Raw genomic sequence first — 2125 nt, forward strand, 5'->3', positions numbered from 1 at the left:
CTCAGTTCCGGGAAGGCAGTTCGCTCCAAGCTGGACTGTATGCACGAACCCCCCGTTCAGTCCTACTGCTGCGCCTAATCCGGTAACTATCGTCTTGAGTCCAACCCGGAAAGACACGACAAAGCGCCACTGGCAGCAGCCACTGGTAACTGATTTAGGGAGTTAGTCTTGAAGTTATACGCCAGTTAAGGCTAAACTAAACGAACAGTTTTGGTGACTGCGCTCCCTTTAAGCCAGTTACCTCGGTTCATAGAGCGCCAACTCTACTGAACCTTTCGAAAAAACCGCCCGTCAAGGCGGTTTTTTCGTTCACAGCCGGAAGCTTACGGCTGCTGCCAGATAATCTCAAGAAGAAAGTAAAAAAAATCGATTAAAACACAAGCAATCAAAGTTAATCTTTGACATAAAGTCTAGCTAATCACAATGAAAGCTGTACATTTTATTAAGGCACTAACAAATCGTATGGCATATAACAAAAACACGAACAGAGGCTATCATGATAAAGGAAATAAGTTTAAAGAATTTCAAATGCTTCAATGAGCTACATCTAAAGCAATTAAAGACTTTAAATATCATAGCTGGGAAAAACAACTACGGGAAAACCTCTATACTGGATGCTATATTTTGTTTTTATGATGTAAAAAACCCAGCCGTCTTGTTAAACATTCAAGCATTCAGAAAAGAAATGGCAGAAATAAACAAAAACAAGCCATTTTGGGTTAGTTACTTTCACGACATGGACACATCACAAAAGATGTCCATAGTCATTCGAGATGAACGCTCTGAAGTAACACAAACATATGAAACAGAAACAAATCAGAGACTAGAATCAAGTTTATCTCTAAACGTTGACACCGTACTATCTAACCAAAACATACCTCGTCAAACTATCGGTTCTCAGGCCACAGTAAACTCGTTAAAAATAAACGTGACCGAGACACCCAATGCAAAAAGCAGAGTTTCCAATAAGCTTTTCTCTATGCAATTGAAAGAAGATGGCGTAGAAATAAAATCAGAAATAAAAAACGAAAGAGATGGGGTTAATTATAAATTTAAGACAGCAACGATAATAACAACATCCAGAAAGATAAACAAAGAGGCAACAATTACAAATGTATCAAATCTACTAACACAAAAAAGAAAAAAAGATATATTAGAAAACTTAAGAAAAATAGATGACAGAATTGTAGATATAGCAATATCTGCAATAGGTAACAACAAGGAAATATATTTAGACATTGGCTTTAGCGAGCTAAATGAAATATCAATGCTTGGCGAGGGTATCAGTCGAGCATTATCTTTCATTAGCTCAGTATTGGTACAGGAAAACTCAATTATTCTTATTGATGAAATCGAGAACGGAATACATTACTCAGTAATTAAAGACATAATAAAATCATTAATTTCATCTGCAAAACAAAACAACAATCAAATATTTGCAACAACTCATAGTCAAGATGTGATACGAGCAATAAACGAAATAGATAGCAAAAATGAAGACATCGCTTACATTAGACTAGGAAGAGAAAAGAACTCCCTAAAACCAACAGCCGTACAATTCAATATGAATGATTTTTCCTACTCGGTAGAGAACGACTGGGAGGTCAGATAATGAAAAACATAAACAATAGCAAGAAGATCATTTTTGTTGAGGGTGATGATGATTTTCATTTTCTATGCAACCTACTTGAAATACAAGGCATTACCGATGTTTTTGTCGAGAAGATAAATGGAAAATCAAAATTAAAACAAGCACTTAGAGCATTCAAAAACATTGAGTCTTTCGATGAAAAAGAAAGCATTTTTATTATATTAGATGCTGATACATCATTTACTGACACAGAAAGATCAATAATTGCCACATTGCGAGAACTACAAATCTCCACCCCCAGCGCGCATAACGAAATAGCTATGAATGGCAATACAAAAATTTCTTTCTTTATAATGCCAGGAAAAGACAAGCCAGGTGCCATTGAAGATCTGATAATTGAACACGCAAGCACTCGAGCGTTATATGAATACATAATAGAATTCTTCGAAAAAATCAAAAATAATAAAGACAACATCTCAGCGAGTGACGAAGAGTACACTTATCCAACCAACGAAAAAAAAGCTAAGGTACAAG

At 35.9% G+C, this 2125-nt stretch carries 2 protein-coding genes; both read left to right on the top strand.

The features are described from left to right. Nucleotides 1-496: 496 nt before the first annotated feature. The gene (locus AYK67_RS03180; protein WP_064765252.1) at nt 497-1612 is read left to right on the top strand and encodes an AAA family ATPase; all 1116 of its coding nucleotides are present in this window, start codon (nt 497-499) and stop codon (nt 1610-1612) included. Continuing rightward, nucleotides 1612-2125: DUF3226 domain-containing protein (locus AYK67_RS03185; RefSeq protein WP_068082244.1), on the top strand; the 514-nt coding region annotated here is incomplete at its 3' end. The genes AYK67_RS03180 and AYK67_RS03185, both read left to right, overlap by 1 nt.

This window comes from Polycladidibacter stylochi, from assembly GCF_001562055.1.
In the GTDB taxonomy this organism is placed as follows: domain Bacteria; phylum Pseudomonadota; class Alphaproteobacteria; order Rhizobiales; family Stappiaceae; genus Pseudovibrio; species Pseudovibrio stylochi.